This window comes from Micromonospora peucetia (genome assembly GCF_900091625.1).
Lineage (GTDB): Bacteria > Actinomycetota > Actinomycetes > Mycobacteriales > Micromonosporaceae > Micromonospora > Micromonospora peucetia.
In genome coordinates this window covers 3,796,195-3,816,681 of sequence record NZ_FMIC01000002.1, presented here as the reverse complement: position 1 = coordinate 3,816,681, position 20,487 = coordinate 3,796,195, and the positions used below count along the sequence as shown (strand labels likewise).

17 protein-coding genes and 1 pseudogene are annotated in these 20,487 nt (G+C 74.5%); 12 read left to right on the top strand and 6 right to left on the bottom strand.

Going from position 1 to position 20,487, the window contains the following annotated elements:
* Positions 1-8 precede the first annotated feature (8 nt).
* The 4 genes from GA0070608_RS17855 (at position 9) to GA0070608_RS17840 (ending at position 2,520) form a co-directional block, all read left to right on the top strand.
* Positions 9-401, top strand: coding sequence for a VOC family protein (locus tag GA0070608_RS17855; RefSeq protein WP_091629480.1), 393 nt, complete (start codon positions 9-11; stop codon positions 399-401).
* Positions 402-494: 93 nt separating this feature from the next.
* Positions 495-1,211, top strand: coding sequence for an SRPBCC family protein (locus GA0070608_RS17850; protein WP_245715823.1), 717 nt, complete (start codon positions 495-497; stop codon positions 1,209-1,211).
* The gene (locus GA0070608_RS17845; RefSeq protein WP_091629477.1) at positions 1,208-1,882 is read left to right on the top strand and encodes a DUF4166 domain-containing protein; all 675 of its coding nucleotides are present in this window, start codon (positions 1,208-1,210) and stop codon (positions 1,880-1,882) included. The genes GA0070608_RS17850 and GA0070608_RS17845 overlap by 4 nt, the downstream gene beginning before the upstream one ends.
* Before the next feature lie 14 nt (positions 1,883-1,896).
* A complete protein-coding gene (locus GA0070608_RS17840; RefSeq protein WP_091629475.1) occupies positions 1,897-2,520 on the top strand; it encodes a TetR/AcrR family transcriptional regulator in 624 nt (207 codons plus the stop codon).
* A gap of 67 nt (positions 2,521-2,587) precedes the next feature.
* Here the strand turns inward: GA0070608_RS17840 and aspS are convergent, their stop codons facing one another.
* Positions 2,588-3,874 (bottom strand): aspartate--tRNA(Asn) ligase, encoded by a 1,287-nt coding sequence (gene aspS / locus GA0070608_RS17835; RefSeq protein ID WP_091635384.1) that lies wholly within the window; start codon positions 3,872-3,874, stop codon positions 2,588-2,590.
* A gap of 422 nt (positions 3,875-4,296) precedes the next feature.
* Between aspS and lipA the strand changes: the two genes are divergently transcribed.
* Positions 4,297-5,346, top strand: coding sequence for a lipoyl synthase (lipA, locus tag GA0070608_RS17830; protein ID WP_218107521.1), 1,050 nt, complete (start codon positions 4,297-4,299; stop codon positions 5,344-5,346).
* Between the two features lie 21 nt (positions 5,347-5,367).
* Positions 5,368-5,952, top strand: a pseudogene (locus GA0070608_RS33475) (hypothetical protein); the annotation flags it as partial.
* Between the two features lie 508 nt (positions 5,953-6,460).
* Here GA0070608_RS33475 and GA0070608_RS17820 read toward each other — a convergent pair.
* Together GA0070608_RS17820 and GA0070608_RS32690 are read right to left on the bottom strand one after the other, a co-directional pair.
* Positions 6,461-9,358, bottom strand: a complete 2,898-nt coding sequence (locus tag GA0070608_RS17820; RefSeq protein WP_245715822.1) for an ATP-binding protein — start codon at positions 9,356-9,358, stop codon at positions 6,461-6,463.
* Positions 9,359-9,462: 104 nt separating this feature from the next.
* The gene (locus GA0070608_RS32690; protein WP_176733750.1) at positions 9,463-9,633 is read right to left on the bottom strand and encodes a hypothetical protein; all 171 of its coding nucleotides are present in this window, start codon (positions 9,631-9,633) and stop codon (positions 9,463-9,465) included.
* Positions 9,634-9,828: 195 nt separating this feature from the next.
* On the opposite strand from GA0070608_RS32690, the gene GA0070608_RS17815 reads away from it, so the two are divergent.
* Positions 9,829-10,518: a DUF4191 domain-containing protein gene (locus GA0070608_RS17815; protein WP_091629468.1), complete on the top strand. Its 690-nt coding sequence runs from the start codon at positions 9,829-9,831 to the stop codon at positions 10,516-10,518.
* Positions 10,519-10,901: 383 nt separating this feature from the next.
* Here the strand turns inward: GA0070608_RS17815 and GA0070608_RS17810 are convergent, their stop codons facing one another.
* Positions 10,902-11,303 carry an RDD family protein gene (locus GA0070608_RS17810; RefSeq protein ID WP_091629465.1) on the bottom strand — a complete coding sequence of 134 codons (402 nt, stop codon included), beginning with the start codon at positions 11,301-11,303 and terminating at the stop codon, positions 10,902-10,904.
* Between the two features lie 291 nt (positions 11,304-11,594).
* On the opposite strand from GA0070608_RS17810, the gene glnA reads away from it, so the two are divergent.
* The 3 genes from glnA to GA0070608_RS17795 all read left to right on the top strand — a co-directional run bounded on the left by glnA (position 11,595) and on the right by GA0070608_RS17795 (position 14,661).
* A complete protein-coding gene (glnA, locus tag GA0070608_RS17805; protein ID WP_091629463.1) occupies positions 11,595-13,019 on the top strand; it encodes a type I glutamate--ammonia ligase in 1,425 nt (474 codons plus the stop codon).
* Positions 13,020-13,303: 284 nt separating this feature from the next.
* Positions 13,304-13,663: a PadR family transcriptional regulator gene (locus GA0070608_RS17800; protein WP_091629460.1), complete on the top strand. Its 360-nt coding sequence runs from the start codon at positions 13,304-13,306 to the stop codon at positions 13,661-13,663.
* A complete protein-coding gene (locus GA0070608_RS17795) occupies positions 13,660-14,661 on the top strand; it encodes a hypothetical protein (protein WP_091629457.1) in 1,002 nt (333 codons plus the stop codon). The genes GA0070608_RS17800 and GA0070608_RS17795 overlap by 4 nt, the downstream gene beginning before the upstream one ends.
* A 332-nt stretch (positions 14,662-14,993) precedes the next feature.
* Here GA0070608_RS17795 and mptB (GA0070608_RS17790) read toward each other — a convergent pair whose 3' ends face one another.
* Together mptB (GA0070608_RS17790) and mptB (GA0070608_RS17785) are read right to left on the bottom strand one after the other, a co-directional pair.
* The gene (mptB, locus tag GA0070608_RS17790) at positions 14,994-16,547 is read right to left on the bottom strand and encodes a polyprenol phosphomannose-dependent alpha 1,6 mannosyltransferase MptB (RefSeq protein ID WP_141719492.1); all 1,554 of its coding nucleotides are present in this window, start codon (positions 16,545-16,547) and stop codon (positions 14,994-14,996) included.
* Between the two features lie 14 nt (positions 16,548-16,561).
* Positions 16,562-17,962, bottom strand: coding sequence for a polyprenol phosphomannose-dependent alpha 1,6 mannosyltransferase MptB (gene mptB / locus GA0070608_RS17785; protein ID WP_176733749.1), 1,401 nt, complete (start codon positions 17,960-17,962; stop codon positions 16,562-16,564).
* Between the two features lie 44 nt (positions 17,963-18,006).
* On the opposite strand from mptB (GA0070608_RS17785), the gene GA0070608_RS17780 reads away from it, so the two are divergent.
* Together GA0070608_RS17780 and GA0070608_RS17775 are read left to right on the top strand one after the other, a co-directional pair.
* A complete protein-coding gene (locus GA0070608_RS17780; protein WP_091629450.1) occupies positions 18,007-19,647 on the top strand; it encodes a hypothetical protein in 1,641 nt (546 codons plus the stop codon).
* A gap of 115 nt (positions 19,648-19,762) precedes the next feature.
* A complete protein-coding gene (locus GA0070608_RS17775; protein ID WP_091629447.1) occupies positions 19,763-20,467 on the top strand; it encodes an SAM-dependent methyltransferase in 705 nt (234 codons plus the stop codon).
* Positions 20,468-20,487 lie beyond the last annotated feature (20 nt).

Below are 20,487 nucleotides of genomic sequence, written 5' to 3'. Positions count from 1 at the left end.
TCTCTGGAATGCAGATCGACCTGGTCACCATCGTCGTGGCCGAGTACGACCCGGCCATCGACTTCTTCACCGAGGTGCTCGGCTTCGAGCTGGTCGAGGACTACCCGTCGCTGACCAACGACGGCCGCCCGAAGCGCTGGGTCGTCGTCCGTCCGCCCGGCGGGCAGACCGGGCTGCTGCTGGCCCGCGCCGACGGCGACCGGCAGGCCCGGACGGTCGGCGACCAGGTCGCCGGCCGGGTCGGCTTCTTCCTCCGGGCCGACGACTTCGACGCCGTCCACCGGCGGATGGTCGAGGCGGGCGTCGAGTTCGTGAAGCCGCCCCGCACCGAGCCGTACGGCCGGGTCGCCGTCTTCCGCGACATCGCCGGCAACCTCTGGGACCTCCTCGGCCCGGCCTGACCGCCCACCAGGCCCGGCGGGTATCCGACCTCTTGAGCGGTCGCTCAAATCGCAGTACGCTCTGTTTTGAGCGACCGCTCAAGATGATGGAGGATGCCGATGCGGGCCGTCTACGTCGAGACGCTCATCGACGCGCCGATGGAACAGGTGTGGTGGGCGACGCAGGACCCCACGACGCATCCGCGCTGGGACGCCCGGTTCAGCAGCATCGACCCCGTACCGGACTCGACACCCGCCCGGTTCAGCTACGCCACCCGGGTGCTGCCGGCCGTACGGATCGGCGGCTACGGCGTACACGCCGGTGAACGGACCCGGCCGGACGGCACCCGCACCTCGGCGCTGCGGTTCGGCTCCGACGACCCGCGCTCGCTGATCGCGTCGGGCTCGGGCTACTGGCGGTACGTGCCCGGCCCGGCCGGGGTGCGCTTCCTGACGGGCTACACGTACGCGCCCCGCTGGGGACCGTTGGGCCGGCTCGCCGACCTCGCGTTCCGCCCGGTGTTCGGCTGGGCGACCGCGTGGTCGTTCGACCGGCTGCGGCTGTGGCTGGAGCAGGGCGTACCGCCGGAGCGTGCCCTGGGCAACGCCGCCCGCGAGGTCGCCCTGCGGACGCTCGCGGTCGCGGGAGTCGGCGCCCTGGCCGCGCGGGTCACCGACAGAACCCTGGCCGGGGCGCTCGCGGTGCTCGCCGCCACGGTGGTCGCGATGGCGCTGCCACCCCACCCGCACGCCCCCGCCGCCCGCCGCTGCCGACGCCGGCCGCCCGACCTTCTCGCCGCCCGACCGCCGTCCCTGTTGGAGAAGCTGTGACCTCCGTCTTCCAACGCGCGCTGGGCGCCGACTTCGACCGACTGCACCCCCGACTACGGCGTCGGTTCGGTGTCGACGGGAGCACCGACGTGGGCTGCGTCGGCACTGGTGTCATGGAGCGCGTCTGGCGGGGCCCCGCCTTCACCGCGCCGTTCCTGCACCTGGGCGCCCTGCGGCACATCCTGTTCCCGGAGACCGGCGTCGACGTTCCGTTCACCATCGAGAACTACGCCTACGCCGACTCGTACCGCCGGCCCACGCTGACCTTCGTGCGGACCTTCCAGGTGGCGACGCACCGTCGCCGCCGCTTCGACGCCACGATGGTCTACAGCCCGCGCCGCCGGGTCCTGGTCGACTACCTGGGCACGCACCAGCACCTCGCCGTCGACCTGCACCTGGGCGTCGATCCGGCCGGTGCGCTGACCATCCGCAGCGGTGCCCAGCGGTTCCGCGGCGGGATGCCCTGCCCGGCGGCCCTCACCGGCCAGGCACACCTGCGGGAGTGGTACGACGAGCCCACCGGGCGGTTCGGCATCGAGGTGCGGGTGACCAACCCGCTCGTCGGACCGCTGTTCGGCTACACGGGCAGCTTCACCGTCCAGTACGTCCGGCCAGACCGGGCACCGGTGCCGGCGGCGGTGCGGCCACTGCGGGAGAATCCCGGGGACTGACGGAAAGGACCCCCATGGCCGCCACCCGCCAGAAGCTGATCGACGGCGCGCTCGCGGCGATCCGCACCCACGGCATCGCCGGCGCCTCGGCCCGCACCATCGCCACGGCAGCCGGGGTGAACCAGGCCCTGGTCTTCTACCACTTCGGCAGCGTCGACGCCCTGCTCGCCGAGGCCTGCCGCGACGCGACCACGGCCCGCGTCGCGGTCTACCGCGAACGCTTCGCGGCGGTACGGTCGCTGCGCGAGCTGCTCGACCTGGGTCGCGTCCTGCACGAGCAGGAACGGGCCGAGGGCAACGTGGCCGTCCTGGCCCAGCTGCTCGCGGGCGCCCAGACCGACGAGCGGCTCGCCGAGCCGACCGCCGCCGCGCTCCGGCTGTGGACGGCCGAGATCGAGACCGTGCTGCACCGGCTGCTGCGCGGTTCGCCGGTCGCCCCGGTCGCCGACCCGGCGGGGCTGGCCCGCGCGATCTCGGCCGCGTTCGTCGGCCTGGAGCTCTTCGAGGGGGTCGACCCGACCGGCGCGCGCGACGCCTTCGACTCGTTGGAACGCCTCGCGGTGCTGGTCGAGGTGGTCGAGGAGCTGGGCCCGCTCGCCCGCCGGGCGCTACGGGGCCGGCTGGCCGCCCGGGGCTGACCTCCGGCGCGGTCCGTGGAGACGACGAGCAACCCCCGCCGCCCCCACGGCGTCCCGACGAACTGCCCTACGGGGTGAGCCGGTGCAGGTCGCGGGGGAAGGCGGTCACCTCCCGGACGTTGGCCGCGCCGGTGAGCCGGGCCACGAAACGTTCCAGCCCGATGGCGAAACCGCCGTGCGGCGGCATCCCGTGCCGGAAGGCGTCGACATAGCCGGCGTACGGCTCGACCGCCTCGCCCCGGGCCGCGAGCGCCGCCAGGTAGTCGGCGTGCCGATGCAGTCGCTGCCCGCCCGTCACCAGCTCCAATCCCCGGAAGAGCAGGTCGAACCCGTTGGAGTACGCGGGTCGCGCCGGGTCCGGGTGGGTGTAGAAGGGTCGCTTCGCCATCGGGTAGCCGGTGACGAAGAGGAACTCCGAGCCGTGCTCCCGCCGCGCCCACTCGCCCAGCGCCCGCTCGTGCGCCGGGGCGAGGTCCGGCTCGTCGGCCGGCGCCCCGGCGATCCTGAGCGCCTCGGTGAAGTGCACGGCGGGAATCTCGGCCGGCACGTCCGGGGCCGACACCCCGAGAGTGGCGAGCGCGGCCCCGGCCCGCCCGCGTACCGCGTCGAGCATGCCGGCGACGGTGTGCCGCAGCACGGCCATCACGTCCCGGTGGTCGGTGACGAAGCCCAGCTCGGCGTCGAGCGAGGTGTACTGCGCCAGGTGCCGTACGGTGTCGTGCGGCTCGGCCCGGAACACCGGCCCGACCTCGTAGACCCGCTCGAAGACGCCGACCATCAGCTGCTTGTAGAACTGCGGCGACTGGGCCAGGTACGCGGGCCGACCGAACCAGTCCAGCGTGAAGACGTTCGCCCCGCTCTCGGTGGACGAGCCGACCACCTTCGGGGTGTGGATCTCCACGAAGTCGCGGGCGTCGAGCGTGGCCCGGAAGCCGGCGACCGCCGCCGCCGAGACGCGCAGCGCCGCCGCTCGGGTCGGGTGGCGCAACGCGACGGGCGCGTGGTCGAGCTGGGTGGGCAGGCTCGCGGTGAGCGCCGGCCGGTACAGGTCGAACGGCGGTGGCTCGGCGGGCGGGCCGAGCGGTCGTACCGTCGGCGCGGTCAGCTCGACCCCGGCGGGGGCGGTCGGGTTCGCGACCACCGTGCCGGTGACCTCGACGACCGTCTCCTCCGGGAGTTTCTCCACCTCGGCGCGGACGGCCGGGTCGGTGACGACCACCTGGGCGAGGCCGGCGGCGTCCCGGACGATCAGGAAGGCCACCGACTTGAGCAGCCGGCGGCGGTGCGCCCAGCCGGCGATCCGGACGGGCATGCCGACGTGGGCGGACAGTTGGGTGGAAAGGATGCGTTGCACGGTGGGCTGCTCCTCGATCGATCGCAACGCCTTCGCCGCCGCGGGGCGGCGACGCGTCGCCTCAGCCCCGGGAGGTGTGGGCGAGCGGGAACCTCGCGGTGCCACCACACCTTCACCCCCGCAAACGGGGGCCTCGTTCGTCGCCTTTTCACCGGGGCCAACCGGGCGGGCTCTACTGGGCGGGGGCGGCCCGTCCGCGTAGTCGCGGCAGCGCCGGTCACCCGTCGTTCTTCCCGCAGCTCGGGAGGGTCTTCGCGCACCGGCGCCAGACCGCCTCACAGCAACCGGCGGCTCTCTCCAACTGGCGGGTCGGGGCGCTACTCGGCTCCGTCACAGCTCTGCCGGGCACGCTAGCACCCCCGCCGACCCCCTGTGACAGGTTTTTTCCGGCCATCGGTGTCCGGCGTCACAAGCTTTCCGGGGTGACGCCGGTCGCCCGAGCCACATCGACGGCGGCCATCGGGCGTAGGCTCGGTTTTGTGACGATCGAGCACTCCGCGCCGACGACCGGCCAGGCAGCGCGCACGGCGACGCCCGCCCCCGAGGGGCGGCGCCTCCTGCGGATCGAGGCCCGCAACGCCGAGACGCCGATCGAGCGCAAACCGCCGTGGATCAAGGTCAAGGCCAAGATGGGCCCGGAGTACACCCAGCTGCGCGGGCTCGTCTCGCGCGAGGGGCTGCACACCGTCTGTCAGGAGGCCGGCTGCCCCAACATCTACGAGTGCTGGGAGGACCGGGAAGCCACCTTCCTCATCGGTGGCGACCAGTGCACCCGGCGCTGCGACTTCTGCCAGATCGACACCGGCAAGCCGGCCGACTTCGACGCCGACGAGCCGCGGCGGGTCGCCGAGTCGGTGGTCTCGATGGGCCTGCGCTACGCGACCATCACCGGCGTGGCCCGCGACGACCTGCCCGACGGCGGCGCCTGGCTCTACGCCGAGACCGTCCGGCAGATCCACGCCCTCCAGCCCGGCTGCGGCGTCGAGCTGCTGATCCCCGACTTCAACGCGGTACCCGAGCAGCTCGCCGAGGTCTTCGGCGCCCGGCCTGAGGTGCTCGCGCACAACGTGGAGACCGTGCCACGGATCTTCAAGCGGATCCGGCCGGCCTTCCGCTACGAGCGGTCGCTGGACGTGATCCGGCAGGCCCGCGCCGACGGGCTGGTCACCAAGTCCAACCTGATCCTGGGCATGGGCGAGGAGCGCGCCGAGGTCTCCCAGGCGTTGCGCGACCTGCACGACGCCGGCTGCGAGCTGATCACCATCACGCAGTACCTGCGACCCACCCCCCGGCACCACCCGGTCACCCGCTGGGTCAAGCCGGAGGAGTTCGTCGAGCTGCGCGAGGAGGCCGAGGAGATCGGCTTCGCAGGCGTGATGAGCGGGCCGCTGGTGCGCTCATCGTACCGGGCCGGCCGGCTCTACCGGCAAGCGCTCGACGCCCGCGAGGGCGCCCCGGCCGCCGCCGGCTGACCCACCCGGCTGACCCACCCGGTGGTGAAGAACCAGCTCATCGCCGGGGCGGCCACCCGGAGATGAACGCGGCCGGGATGGCGCTCGCCGTGCGGGCGTACGACCTGGCGGCCGGCAGACCGGGGCGCCGGCTGCCGCGCTGGGCGGCGTAAGGCTTCCTGGCCGGGCTGATGCTCTGGGTGGATCCGCTGGGTGCTGCCGTACGTGGCGGCGACCGGCGTGGCGCTTCTCGCGTACCGCTGGCGGGAACTGCGCGGCCGGACCGGCGTGCTGCTCGGTGCCGCCGCGCTGCTCGGTGCCGGCGTGCTACTCGGTGCCGGCGTGCTACTCGGTGCCGGCGTGCTACTCGGTGCCGGACCATTGCTGGCGCACAGCCTGGCGGCGGGGCGCGACCCGCTCGGGGCGGTGCTCGCCGCCAGCGGCTCCGGGCAGCCCGCCGGCTGGACGGACCGGCGGCACGGGGCCTGATGCTCGGCCCGCCGCTGGGCATTGGCTTCTACTCCCCGAGCCGCTGCGCCCGGCCAGCTCTGGTGGGCGGTCGCCCTCCCGCTACTCCTGATGGCGGCCGGCCTCTCCGCCTGGCGCACGCTGCACCCCCCGCCTCCATCCACCAGAGATCTTGGACAGTTGCCGTCAGGCTCGAACGGCAACTGTCCAAGATCTCTCGTAGCGGGGCCCGGGGCACGACCGGTACCTGCCGTACCGCCGGGCGGTGCGGCAGTCGGCGGCCCCGGCTGGGTCGCACCGGTCGGCTCGCCGCTGGCCGCCCGCCTGGACGAACGCAGGCATACCGATCCGACCGCGTTCGACCTGGTCACCGTCCCCGGCTGACGGATCTACCTCCCCCGCCGCTGACCGACGCCTTCGCCCCGGTCCCGCGCACCGCCCGACCAGGCGATCGGACGGGCAGGCGATCGGCCAGGCAGACGGTCCGGCAAGCCTCGGTCGGACGGCGGGTCAGCGCGGCGCGGCATGCTCGCTGGTCAGTACGGCGCGGAAAGTTCGCCGGTCACCGCAACGTGACAGGCTCGTCGATCAACGCGGCGCGGCGGGCATGCCGGTCAGCACGGCACGGACAGGCTCGCCGGTCAGCACGGCACGGCAGGCTCGCCGGTCAGCGGGGCGGGGTGGGCTCGCCGAGCAGGCCGAGGCGGTGGGCCAGCGCGGCGGCCTCGACGCGGTTGCTCACGCCGAGCTTGGCGATGATCCGGGAGACGTGCACGCTGGCCGTCTTCGGCGAGATGAAGAGCTGCTCGGCGATCCGGCTGTTGCTGTGCCCCTCGGCGACCAGCCGCAACACCTCCCGCTCGCGCAGGGTGAGCAGGTCCGCGCCGGGACGCCCCCGGGTCGCCCCGCGCAGGCCGACCCGGCGGGCCAGGGTGGCAGCCTGCTTCGCGAGTGGTGCCGCGCCCAGCCCGTCGGCGAGCGCGGCAGCCTCGGCGACCGCCGCCGCCACCTCGTCCCGCTCCCCCGCTGCCGCCGCCGCCTCGGCGAACGACAGCAGCGCCCGCCCGAGGGGGTACGGCTGCCCGTCGGCCCGCCACGCCGCGACCGCCGTACGCCATGCCGGAAGCGCCTCGCCGCCGGTGGCCAGGAGGGCCACCACCTGGGCGGCGTGCGCCCGCTCGGCCGGGTGGCGGGCCGGCAGGCCGGCGGCGAGTGCGGACACCGCGCCGGGCAGTTCGGCGTCCCCGGTCCGCGCGGCGGTCCGGGCGATGGCGCTGAGCACCGGCCAGCCCTCCCGGGGAAGCTGCGGCAGGCGCTCGTCGGCCAGCGCGGCGTGTGCCGCGCGCACCGCTCCGGCCGGATCGTCGGCTGCCAGCGCCGCCTCGATCCACAGCTCACGCAGCGGCAGCCGGTGGTTCGGCCAGAGGAAGGGCCGGGCCAGGAAGGCCAGGGCGCGGTCCACCAGCTCGTCCGCGGTCGGGTGTCCACGGGCCAGCCGCAGGCCGGCGCGGAGCTGGAGCCAGTGCAGGCCGGACACGCCCGGCAGGTCGATTCGGGCTGCCTCGGCGCAGGCCGTGTCGGCCTCGTCCCAGCGGCCCAGGGCGATCAGCGCCTCGGCCTGGTTGGAGAGCAGGTACGCGCCGGTGGAGCGGCTGATCCCCACCCGCCGCGCCTCGATAGCCCCGGCGGCGGCCGTCTCCGCCGACTCGGCGTACCGGCCCAGCTCGAAGAGCACGTCGGAGAGGTGGACCAGCGCGCTCACCAGCGCCGGTGCGTGGCCGGCGGCGCGGGCCCGCTCCTCGGCCAGGCGCAGCCCGGCCAGGCGGCGTTCGGGTGCGGGTTCGGTACGGCAGAGAATGGCGATCCGGGTCGACAGCAGCTCCAGGTCGTCGCCGAGCGCCTCGACCGCCTCCGCCGCCTCCGCCGCGAGCACGCCGGCCTGCTCGGGTTCGAGCCGGAGCAGCTGCACCGCGATGTCGGCGAGCAGCCGGACCCGCTCCGGCCCGTCCGGCGCCTCGCGGCACAGCCGGTACGCCTCCCGCAGTTCGGCGACGCCGTCGCCGGTGCCGAGCATGGACAGCATCCGGCCGCGCCGGTCCAGCAGCCGCGCGGCGCGCAGCGGCTCGGTGTCGCTGTCCACCTCGGCCAGGGCGGCCCGGGTCAAGGTGAGCGCGCGCTGGTAGTTGCCGGCGGTGGTGGCGGCGGCAACCGTCTCCTCCAGCACCGCGAGGTGGTCCATGTCGAGCCGGTCGGCCGCGTCGGGCACCAGTTCCCACAGCTCCAGCACCCGCTCCAGCAGCCGGCTCTGCTCCGCGTACGCGTACCGGTCGGCGGCGGCGCGGGCCGCGGTGCGGGCGGTCACCAGGGCGCGGGGGTGGTCGTGGGCGGCGTACCAGTGGTGGGCAGTCTCGGCCGGGGCGCGGCCGGCGGCGACCAGGTGCGGCTGGGCCTCGACGGCCGCCGCCCAGCGGGCGTGCAGCCGGGCGTGCTCGCCGGGCAGCAGCTCGTCGTGGACGGCCTCGCGGACCAGCGCGTGCCGGAACTCGTAGTCACCTTCCGGGTCGGCCACCAGGAGCTGGGCGGCCACGGCGGCGCGTAGCGCGTCCTCCAGCTCCGGCTCGGGCAGCCCGGCGACCTCGGCGAGCAGTTGGTGGGCGAACCGGGTGCCGCCGGCGGCGGCGATCCGCAGCACCCGCTGGGCGGCGTCGGGCAGCCGGTCCACCCGGGCCAGCAGCAGGTCGCGCAGCGTCTCCGGCAGCGTGGCGCAGCCGATCGGGTCGCCGGCGGCGGCCAGTTCCTCGATGAAGAACGGATTGCCCTGGGTGCGATGGTGGATGTCGTCGACCGCACGGGCGAGCGGCTCGACACCGAGCAGGTCGGCCAGGATCGCCCCGGTACCGTCCCGGTCGAGGCGGCCCAGCTCGATCCGCTCGACGCCACGGGCCCGGTCCAGCTCGGCGAGGAAGGGCCGCAGCGGATGCCCGCGGTGCAGCTCGTCCGTGCGGTAGGTGCAGACCAGCAGCAGCCGGGCGGTGCGGGCGGCCCGTACCAGAAAGGAGATCAGGTCGCGGGTGGACCGGTCGGCCCAGTGCAGGTCCTCGATCAACAGCACCAGGGGCTGCCCGGTGGCGAGCCGCTGGAACAGCTCGGCGACCAGGTCGAACAGGTAGCCGCGCGGGGCGTCCGAGACCGGCCCGCCGGCGGGCGGGGCGAAGCCGGCCGGCCCCCGGGCCAGCTCCGGCAGGAGGCGGGCGAACTCGGCCTCGTACCCGTCGAAGACGCCGGCGCCGTCGCGGCGCAGCACCGCCCGCAGCGCGGCGGCGAAGGGTGCGAAGGGCAGGCCGGCCTCGCCGAGTTCGAGGCACTGGCCGACCAGCAGCCGCGCGCCGGCCTCGGTGGCCGACCGACCGAACTCCTCCAGCAGCCGGGTCTTGCCCACCCCGGCCTCACCGCCGACCAGGACGGTGGCCGGTTCCCCGGTGCGGGCCCGGGCAAGGGCGTCGCGCAGGGCCGCGAGTTCCGGCTGGCGGCCCACGAGGACGGTGCTGGCGGCGCGTGCGGTCACGGCACCGAGCATGCCACGGCCCCCACCGCCGACTCCGCTGACTGGCCGGTCAGCGGCGCCGGGCCCCGGCGGGTCGGTGGCGACAGCCGGGGGCGCGGGAACGCTCACCGACGGATGTCGCCGGCACGTCCCGGGTGGTGCCGACGACTCAGCCAGTCACGCGCGGTACGCCGTGGCAGGGCCCGGGCGAGCCGGTCGACCGCGGCCTCGGCGCGCAGCTCGGCGGCGTGCGTACGGTGGATCGAGAGGATCAGGTCTGCGTCGGTGCCGAACATGTCGGGCTCCCTGCTGTCGTCGTCATCTGTCGACTCCGACTCTGCGCGCGAAGGTGCCCCGGGGGCATGGGTGCGCCGCCTGATCTTCGCCCGTTCCCCCTCCTTACTCCCGGCCCGCACGGGCACGACGGCGGCGTAAGGTACTCAGCCCGGCCGCGGACAACGCGACGTGCGGCGCCCACTAGACTCTGCGGCATGGCAAAGCCCCAGGAGAAGGTCTCGTTCGGCCAACGGCTGAAGCAGATCGGGATGGTGTTCAAGTTCACCGCCAAGCAGGACCGGTGGTTCGCACCGATGGCCGCCGGCGCGGTGCTGATCCCGCTCGCGCTCACCGTGGTCGCTGTCCTGCTCTGGGGCTGGATCTGGCTGCCACTGGGCATCCTGTTCGCCCTGCTCTGCCTGCTGATCGTGCTCAACCTGCGATCCAACCGGGCAATGATGAACGCCGCCGAGGGGCAGCCCGGCGCGGCGGCCCAGATCATGGAGAACATGCGCGGCGACTGGCGGGTCACCCCGGCGGTCAGCTCCACCACCCAGATGGACATGATCCACCTGGTCATCGGCCGGCCCGGCGTGATCCTGCTGGCGGAGGGCAACCCGCAGCGGGTACGCGGCCTGCTCGGGCAGGAGAAGCGGCGGCTGGCGAAGGTGATCGGCTCCGCTCCGCTCTTCGACTACATCATCGGGCAGGAGGAGGGCGAGCTGCCGATCCGCAAGCTGCGGATGACGCTGATGCGGCTGCCGCGCAACCTCAGCGGCAAGGACGTCAACTCGCTGGACAAGCGGCTCAAGGCGCTCACCGCCCGCCCGCAGATGCCCAAGGGCGCGATCCCGAAGAACATGCGGCCCTCGGGCAGCGCCTTCCGCCAGTCGCGCGGTCGCTGACCCACCAGACGTACGCGAAAGAGCCGGACCCGTTCGACGGGCCCGGCTCTTCGCCTGTCCCCCGCCTTCCTTCCGCCCCCGCGCTACTTCCCGCGGTACCGCCCCGCGCCGCCGCCCCGCCCCGCCGCCCCGCCCCGCCGCCGCGCCCCGCGTCTGCTCCGCCATCGCCCCTCTGCCTCGCCGCGCTGCCGCCCCGCGCCGCAGTCCCGCGCCGCCGCCCCGCGCCGCAGCGCGCCGCCCGCGCCGCAGTCCGCGATCTTGCAGTTTCAGCCCTCGCAGCAAGGCATATATCCCATTTGACGGGGCCAAAAGTGCAAGATCGCGGGGGCGGGGCGGGGCGGGGCGGGGCAGGGCAGGGCAGGGCGGGGCAGGGGCAGGGGTGGTTAGGGGCGGGGGGCTTCGGTGATTACGGAGGCTGTGAGGCGGTCGTGCAGGCCACGGCGGTGGCCGTCCATCAGCAGGGCCGGGACGACCAGGGCGAGCAGCAGGCCGCGCAGCAGTGCGCGGGCCACCCCGATGCGACCTCCGTCGGCCCAGCCGACACAGCGGATCTTCGTGATGAACATGCCGGGCGTCTGCGCGAAGAGCCCGAGGAAGAAGCCGTACTCCAGGATCAGCACCAGCACGGGGGCCCATCCGTCGCGGACCGGGTCGGCGAAGCCCCGGGCGATGAGGACGCAGAGCACCCAGTCGATCACCAGCGCGCCGAACCGGCGTCCCAGGCTGGGCGGGGTGAAGGTGGAATCCGACGCGGGCGGTACGGGGCGATCATGCGGGTTGCTCACAACGGTCAAGGGTATCCAGGGCGTGCGGACGGATCGGGGACGGTCGGCGGCGGGCCGGTCGATGGCGAGCTCCAGCCCACACCCAAGCCGCGAAAAGGGGCGAAAGCGAGCAAGTGTCAATACAATGGCACCGCCGGTGGCGTCCCGTCGCGTGGTCCGGCCTGCCCGAGCGGCGCGGATGACGCTCCGCGAGGGACGTAACACGGCAGAAACACTCAAGACATGGCAGGGCAACCGCACGGCCATAGCGTCGCTAGGAGCCCAGCCACCGTGGACGTGCCAGGAGGACGTGTGTTCGCCAATCCCGAGGAACTCCTGCGATACCTCAAGAACGAGGACGTGAAGTTCGTCGACGTACGTTTCTGTGACCTGCCCGGCGTGATGCAGCACTTCAATCTGCCGGTCGAGTCCGTCGACGACGCTTTCTTCACCGATGGCCTGGCCTTCGACGGGTCGTCGATCCGCGGTTTCCAGGCAATCCACGAGTCGGACATGCTCCTGCTCCCGGACGTCGCCTCCGCCTTCGTCGACCCCTTCCGGGCGCAGAAGACCATCGCGCTCAACTTCTTCATCCACGACCCGTTCACCCGCGAGGCCTACAGCCGGGACCCGCGCAACGTGGCGAAGAAGGCCGAGGCCTACCTGGCCGCCAGCGGCATCGCCGACACCGCGTACTTCGGCGCGGAGGCGGAGTTCTACATCTTCGACTCCATCCGCCACGAGACCTCGGCGCACCAGTCGTTCTACTACATCGACTCGATCGAGGGCGCCTGGAACAGCGGCCGCGAGGAGCCGGGCGGCAACCGCGGCTACAAGACCCCGTACAAGGGTGGTTACTTCCCGGTGCCGCCGGTCGATCACCTCGCCGACCTGCGCGACAGCATCGTGCGCCGGCTCATCGACAGCGGGTTCACCGTGGAGCGCTCGCACCACGAGGTGGGCACCGCCGGCCAGTCCGAGATCAACTACAAGTTCTCGACGCTGCTGCACGCCGCCGACCAGCTCCAGCTCTTCAAGTACATCGTGAAGAACGAGACCTGGGCCAACGGCAAGACCGCGACGTTCATGCCGAAGCCGCTCTTCGGTGACAACGGCTCCGGCATGCACACCCACCAGAGCCTCTGGCTGAACGGCGAGCCGCTGTTCTACGACGAGACCGGCTACGCCGGCCTGTCGGACATGGCCCGCTGGTACATCGGCGGCCTGCTGCACCACGCCCCGTCGCTGCTGGCCTTCACCAACCCGACGATCAACTCGTACCGCCGGCTGGTGCCGGGCTTCGAGGCGCCGGTCAACCTGGTCTACTCGCAGCGCAACCGCTCCGCCTGCACCCGCATCCCGGTGACCGGTAGCAACCCGAAGGCCAAGCGGGTCGAGTTCCGCGTGCCGGACCCGTCGGCCAACGTCTACCTGGCCTTCTCGGCGATGATGATGGCCGGCCTGGACGGCATCAAGAGCAAGATCGAGCCGCCGGCGCCGATCGACAAGGACCTCTACGACCTGCCGCCGGAGGAGTGGGGCGACGTCAAGCAGGTGCCGGGCTCGCTGTCGGCGGTGCTCGACTCGCTGGAGGCCGACCACGACTACCTGCTCGACGGTGGGGTGTTCACGCCCGACCTGATCTCGACCTGGATCGAGTGGAAGCGGGCCAACGAGGTCGACCCGGTGCGCCTGCGCCCGACCCCGCACGAGTTCGCCATGTACTACGACTGCTGACGCAGCAGGCAACCTTCGCAGAAGGCCCCGGGTTCACCCGGGGCCTTCTGCGCTGCCGGGCTCGCCGGCTCCGCGACTCACGAGTGGAACACCATGGCTGTCAAAACCCTCGGTGACAGCCATGGTGTTCCACTCGACCCGACCGATCCACGCTCAGTGTCCGCACCGCCCCGTCGAGGCGGCAGCGCAGGCAGCCGCACCGCTGAGCGACGCAGCCGGAACGATTCCTCCGCTAGGCCGCGTAACGGCCATCGGGATACCTTCGCGTCCGTTATATTGCGGACGTGGACACACCGCTGCGCGAGCCGACCTTCCTGATCCTCACCGCGCTGGCCGGCGCGCCGATGCACGGCTACGGCCTGATCGGCGAGGTCGCCGCCCTCTCCGACGGGCGCGTGTCGCTGCGCCCCGGCACCCTCTATGGCGCACTCGACCGGCTGACCGACGCCAACCTGGTCGAAGTCGACCGGGAGGAGGTGGTGGACGGCCGGCTGCGCCGCTACTACCGCCTCTCCCCCGCTGGCGACGCCACCCTGAGCGCCGAGACCGAGCGCCTGCGCCGCAACGTCGAGGCGGCCACCGCCCGGCTACGCGCCCGCGCGGCCCGACCGCTCGCCCCGCGTACCGCCGGAGGGTTGGCGTGAGCGAGTTGGAGCGGCGCTACCACCGCCTGCTACGGGCCTACCCGGCCGACTACCGGCGGGCGCGCGGCGCGGAGATCGTCGGTACCTACCTCGACCTGGCCGGGCCGGGTCGGCGCTGGCCCTCGCCAGCGGACGCCGCGGACCTGCTGCGCGGCGGCCTGCGCCAGCGGCTGCGGGCCGCCGGGGCCGCCGACCTGATCCCGGGCGTACGCCTCGCCGCCGTCCTCGCCTTCCTCACCGCGACCGCCCTGGCGGCGGTCTGGTCGGTGCTGGAACTGCGGCCACCGCGAGCGGAGTGGGGTGTGCCGAGCGCCGGGCCGTTCGTCTCGCTCGGGATCGGCGTCTGGGCCGCCTGGCTCCTCGCCGCGGTGGTGTACGCGGCGGCCCCGGGTCGCTGGACCCGCCGCGCCGTGGCCCTCGCCCTGCTGCTCACGGTGGCGGTGGTGCCGGTCGCGGCCCTCGCCGGCCTGCCCCGACCGCCGCTGTTCGTCCTGCTGCCGCAGGTCGGGTTGGGGTTGGTGGCGCTCGGCCTTCCCGAGCGGCTGCCGCCGCTGCTCCAGGCAGCGCCCCTGCTCGTCGTCGCCGCCGGCGTCCTCGCAGGTGTCAACCTTCTGCCCCAATACGCCAGCTACTACGATTGGACGGCGAGCGGGATCCTGCCCGGCGCCGCCGTGGTACTGCTCGTGGTGGTCCTGCTGCTCGGCACGGGGCTCGCCCTGCGCGCCGACCATCGGGGCGGCTGGGCGCTGGCGGTGCTGCTGACCCCGATCGGCCTGCTCTTCCTGCACCCGCTGGCCGGCGCGATCGACGGCAACATGCGCGGCGCGCCCAACCCGGGCTGGTACGCGCTCGCCGCGACGGCCGTCGTGATCGGCCTGGCCGGCCCCGCGCTGCTGCCGCTGACGATCGCCCTACGCAAGCGTCTGCGCGCACCCAAGCCGACCGTCACCAGCGACCGCTGCCCGACCTGCGGGCGCACCACCGAGCGGGTCCCGTAGGCCTTCGGCACCCCGCGGGATCGGTGGAACGGCATGGCTGTCACCGGACCGTTTTGACAGCCGTGGTGTTCCACTCGCCGCGGCCGATCAACGGCGGCGAGTGGCGGGGCGACCGACATTCGCCGGAAGGGCGCTCGCGGCGGCGGGCGGGCGGTCAGCGCAGGGTCGCCTCCCATTCCTCGTCGTGGGCGTCGAGGTGGTCGGCGGTGGCCAGTACGGGCCTCAGTCCAGATCCGGGCCCACGGCCTACGCCGCTGCTCCGCAACCACGCGCCGCAGCAGGTCGTACGTGGGCGCGCAGAGGGCGATCCCGTCAGCCAGGGCGCGGCCCCGTCAGCCGGTACGCGCGACGCGGGTCCGGCGCAGCCGGAGCAGGCCCCACACCGCCAGCCCGAGCACCAGCGCGGTCATCGCCAGCGCGCCCGGGGCCTTGGTGAACCGGGCCAGGTTGGTGCCGTCGGGCAGGGCGAGGAAGGCCGCCGCCGCGCAGGGCGCAACGAACCAGGTGGTCCGCCTCGCGGCGACCGCGAGCAGGGCCAGCGGCCAGGTGGCGTACCAGGGGTGGAAGACCGGGGCCAGCACGACCGTGGCAGCCAGCGCCAGCCCGGCCCCGAGCAGGGCGACCCGGGTTCGGGCGGCATCCGGGCGGGTGGCGTCGAGGTGGCGCAGCGCCGACCAGGCCCGCCACCACAGCGTTGTCACCAGCACGGCGAGCAGCAGCAGCGCCGCCGCGCGGGTCGCCGGCACCGCGCCCGGCTCGCGACCGGCGAGCCCACCCGCGTAGTCGATCACGAAGCCCACCGCCGTCGGCGGCGACGTCCACTGCTCGGAGTCGCCGCTGCGGGTCAACCCACCCACCCAGCCGAGGCCGAGGCCGGACAACAGCGAGGTGACCGCCAGCGCGCCGAGCACCCCGCCGGCCAGCCAGCCGCCGTCGCGCAGCAGCGCCCGCAGGGTGTGGCGACTGGGCACGGCGGCCAGCGCCGCGAACGGGAGCACCACCACTGCGGTCGCCTTCACGGTCACCGCCAGCCCGAGCAGCGCCCCGGCCAGCAGCAGCGGCCCGGGCCGGCCGGGGCCGCGGACGAGCACCAGCAGGCCCAGCAGGAGCAGCCCGAGCATCACCGCGTCGTTGTGCGCGCCGGCCACCAGGTGCACCCCGACCAGCGGGCAGGCCAGCGCCAGCCAGGCCGCCCGGCGGGTGGGCACGCCGGCGGCCCGGGCCAGCCCCGGCAGGCAGAGGGCGGCCAGCAGCACCCCGGCGACCGCGAGCAGCCGGAACGCCACGATCGCGCCCACCAGGCCACCGCCGAGGGTCACGGCGAGCGCGGCGAGCAGCACGAAGATCGGCCCGTACGGCGCGGGGGTGTCCCGCCAGATCGGCGCGACCGCCTCCACCCAGGGGCAGCCGGCCTCGGCCACCCCGGTGGCGTACGGGTCGACGCCGTGCGCGTACGCCCAGCCCTGGCAGGCGTAGGAGTAGACGTCCCGGCTGCCCAGCGGCGGGGCGGCCAGCAGCGGCAGCGCCCACAGCCCGGCGGTCAGGTACGCCCACCGCGTCGACGGTGCGCCCCGGCGCAGCGCCCACCAGGCGCCGACCAGCAGGGCGGTGCCGGCCAGCCACAGCGCGACGGTCCACGGCTCGTCGGCGGGGCGACCGCCCCGCGCCGAGGCGGTGTCGGGCAGCGCGCCGCCCAGCAAGCCGGCGACGGCCAGCAGCACCGCACCGGCCAACCCGGCGTAGCGCGCGAGCCGGGCGGTACCGGGCGACGGCGAAGGGTCAGGCTGCGGGGTGCCCGGCGACGGCGGAGGGCCGGCCGGCGGCGACGGAGAGTCAGGCGACGGCGGAAAGCCAGGCGGGACCGGCGGGGTGCCGGGAGTGGTCACCGGCGGCCCTCTCCTCAGTCCACGGCGGCCGGTCGACGGGCCGCCCGGGCCGACCGTACCAAGCGGACCACCACCACGATCACGAACAGCGTCATCAGCGGCGCCCCGACGGTCTTGGTGTAGCGGGCCAGCCCCGTGCCGTCGGCGAGCACCAGGAACGACGAGACGATCGTGACCACCGCGAACCAGCCGGTGCGCCGTGAGGTGGCCGCGAGCACCGCCAGCGGCCAGGTCCAGTACCAGGGGTGGAACAGCGGGGCGAGCGCGACGGTGGCGGCCAGCGCCAGGCCGGCGTGCCAGATCGGCTCCCGGGTGCGGGCCCGCCACCACAGCCAGAGCAGCAGCAGCGCCAGCGCCGCCATGCCGATCCCCCGGGTTACCGGCAGCGGGTCGCCGTGCCAGCCGAAGGGTGCGGCCAGGTAGGCGACGGTCTGCCCCACCGCCGTCGGCGGCGAGGTCCAGGCGATCACCAGGCCGCCCTGCTCCAGCCCGGTCACCCAGCCGAAGCCCAGGCCGGTGGCGAGGGTCGCGCCGACCACGGCGGCGACCGCCCCGCCGACCACCCACCCGCCGTCGCGCACCAGCGCCCTGATCGAGTACGCCCCGACGATGGCGGCCAGCGCGGCGAACGGCACCACGACCAGCGCGGTCACCTTGATCGCGGTGGCCAGGCCGAGCAGCACTCCCCCGGCGAGCAGCGGGCCGGGGCGACCTGGTCGGGACACCACGACGGCCAGCCCGGCGACGAGCAGCCCCACCATCAGCGCGTCGTTGTGCGCCCCCGAGACCAGGTGCACCCCGATCAGTGGCGAGCCCAGCGCCAGCCAGACCGCCCGGCCGGCCGGTACGCCGCAGCGTCGGGCCAGCGCCGGCAGGCAGGCCGCCGTCAGCCCCACTCCGACCACGGCGAGCAGCCGGAACAGCACGATGCTGCCGTAGAGCGAACCGGTCGCCTTCACCACGGCCCCGGCGATCAGCACGAACAGCGGCCCGTACGGGGCCGAGGTGTCCCGCCAGATGTAGGAGATGGTGTCCAGCCACGGGCACGGCAGCGCGGAGACGCCCTGCTCGTACGGATTGATCCCGGCGGAGTAGCTGGCGCCCTGGCAGGCGTACGCGTAGACGTCCCGGCTGCCCAGCGGCGGCGCGACCAGCAGCGGAAGCAGCCAGAGCCCGACGGTGACCAACGCCCAACGGGTCGACGGCACCCGGTCGCGCAACGCCCACCAGGCGTACGCCATCAGGCCGGTGCCGACCGCCCAGGCGGCGATGATCAGCGGGCCGTGCGGGCCCTGCCAGATGCTGACCGGGTTGGGGCGCAGGTCGCCGCCGGGCAGCGCTCCGCCGAGGAACGCGGCCACGGCGAGCAGCGTCGAGCCGGCGAGGCCGAGCCAGCGCGCGAGGTGGTGAGGCACGCCGGACATGCTGCCAGTACGGTGGTCGCGGTACGGAGGTGGGCATGCGGCGCAGTCGGGTGGTGGCGGTGGCCGCCGTGTCCGCAGTGCTCCTCGGCGTGGCCTACCTCACCCTTCCACCGACTGGCTCCGACCTCGCGGCACAGGTCGCGCGGGCCGACTTCTTCGCTGCCCACGGTCTCGCCCCGGTGGACCTGCGCTGGTACGGCGGCGTGCAGCAGTTCGGCTACAGCCTGCTCTCCCAGCCGGTGATGGCGCTGCTCGGGGTGCGGGTCACCGGTGCGCTGGCCCTGGTGGCGGCGGCGACCGCGTTCGCGGCGCTGCTGGTGCGCACCGGCGTGCCCCGGCCACTGCTCGGCAGCCTGGTCGGGGTGCTCACCATCGCCGGCAACCTGGTCTCGGGCCGGGTGACGTACGGCCTCGGGGTGGCCTTCGGCCTCGGGGCGCTGCTCGCCCTCACCCTCCCCCGTGTCCCGGCCCCGCCGACAAACACCGGCCCGGACGCCCCGACCGACGCCAGCGCGGACGGGCGGGCGCGGCGCCGGCAGCTCGTACGGCTCGGGCTGGCGGCGGCTGGCGCGCTGTTGGCCTCGGCGACGAGCCCGGTGGCGGGCCTCTTCGTCGGCCTGGCCGGCGCGGCGCTGCTACTGACCCGCCGGTACGCCGACGGCCTGGCGCTCGGCGTCGCCGCCGCGCTGCCGCTAGGGCTGACCGCCCTGCTCTTCGGCGACGGCGGCTGGATGAACATCAGCCGCACCGACACGGTCCGTGCCGTGTTGACCAGCCTGCTCGTCGCTGCGCTGGTGGGGTACCGGCCGGTGCGGGTGGGGGCGCTGCTCTCGGCGGCCGGAGTGCTGGCGGCATCGTTGGTGCACACCCCCGTCGGGCTGAACGCCACCCGGCTGGCCGTCATGTTCGCCCTGCCCCTGCTGGCCGCCGCCGCCCGGCCCCCGGCCCGGCTGACGGCGTGGCGGGGCCGGAACCACCGCCCCGCCGTGCCAGCTGTCGCGCTCGCCGTGCTGCTGGCGGCGGTGTGCTGGTGGCAGCCGCCGGTGTCCCCCGCAGACCTGCGCAGCGTCGACGACCCGACCAGCCGGGCGGCCTACTTCGCGCCGCTGCGGGCGTTCCTCGACGGGCAGCGACTCACCGGCCGGGTGGAGGTCCCGCCGACCCGCAACTACTGGGAGGCCGCCTCGTTGGGCGGGGTGCCGTTGGCCCGGGGCTGGCTGCGGCAGGCCGACATCGACCGCAACCCGATCTTCTTCACCACCGTGCCGGGGGCGGCCGGCACCGGGGTGCCGTTGACCGCCGCGAGCTACCGGGACTGGCTCACCGACAACGCGGTGCAGTTCGTCGCGGTGCCGGACGCCCCGCTGTCCTGGGTCGGGCGGGCCGAGGCCGAGCTGGTCGCGGGCGGGCTGCCGTACCTGACGCCCGTCTGGTCCGGCCCGCACTGGCGGGTCTGGGCGGTGACCGACCCGACCCCGATCGTCGGCGCTCCGGCCGAGCTGGTCGCGCAGGACGGCGCCTCGGTGACGTTCCGGGCGCCGGCCGCCGGCACGGTGCCGGTCCGGGTGCGGCACAACCGCTGGCTGACCGCCTCGGGCGGGGCCACGGTCGCCGCCGACGGCGGCTGGACGGCGGTGACGGTGCCCCGCGCCGGGCAGTACCGGCTCGGCAGCTGACCCCGGGACGTCACCCGCACTTTTGCCGATCCGGCAAGGTTACTTGCTCCGTCCGCCGCCAGCGCGCACGATCGACGTGGCAGGTCACCGAGGCAGCGCACCAGGAGGACGAGACATGCACGACGCGACGACCGGTGGGCACCGGCACCACGACACCACGGCGGCCACCGGCCACGACGGGCGGCAAAACCCGGACGTGGACGACGAGACCGTGCGGTTCTGGGAGGAGCACTACGGACGGCACGACCGGGTCTGGAGCGGCCGGGCGAACCCGATCCTGGTCGAGGTAGCCGGACAGTTGCCGGCCGGCACCGTGCTGGACCTCGGCTGCGGTGAGGGCGGCGACGCGATCTGGCTGGCCGGGCAGGGCTGGCGGGTGACCGCAGTCGACGTCTCCGAGACCGCGCTCGCCCGGGCGTCCGAGGAGGCCACCACGGCCGGGGTCGCGTCGCGCGTCGAGTTCCGCCGGCACGACCTCACCCGGACGTTCCCACCGGGCGAGTACGACCTGGTCTCCGCGCAGTTCCTCCAGTCGCCGCTGGAGTTTCCCCGGGCGGAGTTGCTCCGGTCGGCGGCCCGGGCCGTGGCCCCCGGCGGCCGGCTGCTCGTCGTCGAGCACGGCGAGGCGCCGCCGTGGGGACGTCACGACCACGGGCACGCGCGCTTCTCCACCCCGCAGGAGACCCTGGCCGCGCTCGACCTCGACCCCGACCGGTGGCAGACCGAGCGGCTCGACGCCCCGAGCCGGCAGGCCACCGGCCCGGACGGCGAGACCGGCATGCTGGTCGACAACGTGGTGCTCGTGCGCCGCACGCGGTAGTCCCCGAGGGCGCCCCCGGA

Excerpts from the sequence above, each read along its gene's own strand:
- GA0070608_RS17855 (WP_091629480.1), top strand. The coding sequence starts at position 9 with ATGCAGATCGACCTGGTCACCATCGTCGTGGCCGAGTACGACCCGGCC.
- GA0070608_RS17850 (WP_245715823.1), top strand. The coding sequence starts at position 495 with ATGCCGATGCGGGCCGTCTACGTCGAGACGCTCATCGACGCGCCGATG.
- GA0070608_RS17840 (WP_091629475.1), top strand. The coding sequence starts at position 1,897 with ATGGCCGCCACCCGCCAGAAGCTGATCGACGGCGCGCTCGCGGCGATC.
- GA0070608_RS32690 (WP_176733750.1), bottom strand. The coding sequence starts at position 9,633 with ATGTTCGGCACCGACGCAGACCTGATCCTCTCGATCCACCGTACGCAC.
- GA0070608_RS17815 (WP_091629468.1), top strand. The coding sequence starts at position 9,829 with ATGGCAAAGCCCCAGGAGAAGGTCTCGTTCGGCCAACGGCTGAAGCAG.
- GA0070608_RS17780 (WP_091629450.1), top strand. The coding sequence starts at position 18,007 with ATGCGGCGCAGTCGGGTGGTGGCGGTGGCCGCCGTGTCCGCAGTGCTC.
- GA0070608_RS17775 (WP_091629447.1), top strand. The coding sequence starts at position 19,763 with ATGCACGACGCGACGACCGGTGGGCACCGGCACCACGACACCACGGCG.